This window comes from Agrobacterium sp. ST15.16.024 (assembly GCF_027956545.1).
GTDB classification, from domain to species: domain Bacteria; phylum Pseudomonadota; class Alphaproteobacteria; order Rhizobiales; family Rhizobiaceae; genus Agrobacterium; species Agrobacterium cucumeris.
The window spans coordinates 1-439 of record NZ_JAQKGO010000049.1 but is presented as its reverse complement, the minus strand read 5'-3'; the positions used below and the strand labels follow the sequence as shown (position 1 = coordinate 439).

The window sequence follows — 439 nt, the reverse complement described above, 5'->3', positions numbered from 1 at the left end:
ACCTCGCCGTCTTCACCCCTTGAAAGCAGCATGCTCTCGTCCTCATGGCGAGCCAGAACCGTGGCAATAGCAGGCAATTCACGCTGGGTGATGAAGTGGCCGGATGGGTCGACAAGCATGGCGCGGCGGTCACCCGGCAGGCCTTCGGCCGAAACGGCGCTTTCGGAGAGGGGAATGCCGCGCGCGCTTTTCAGCGGATAGATGTTCAGTTCGGTCACACGCATCTCGGGTCTCCTCAGATTTCGTCGAGAAACAGGTCCAGCACCTGTTTCAGCCTCTCATGGCGGGCTTTGGCCATCTGCCGGCCTGTTTCGGTGCGAAAACCGTCGGCCAGCTTGAACAGCTTGGTTTCGAAATGGTCGATGGCAAAGGCGCGGTCGTCAAGCGGCCGTTCTTTCGCCAGCGGGTCAACCGGATCGTAAAGTGCCGAGCCCACGAG

Annotated in this window: 1 protein-coding gene and 1 pseudogene; both read right to left on the bottom strand. The window is 60.6% G+C overall.

The genetic code is table 11. The features are described from left to right. A partial coding sequence (locus PL640_RS25575) for an MOSC N-terminal beta barrel domain-containing protein (protein ID WP_271363877.1) occupies window positions 1–224 on the bottom strand: 224 nt, incomplete at its 3' end. Between the two features lie 11 nt (window positions 225–235). Beyond that, a pseudogene (locus PL640_RS25570) lies at window positions 236–439 on the bottom strand (HD domain-containing protein); the annotation flags it as partial.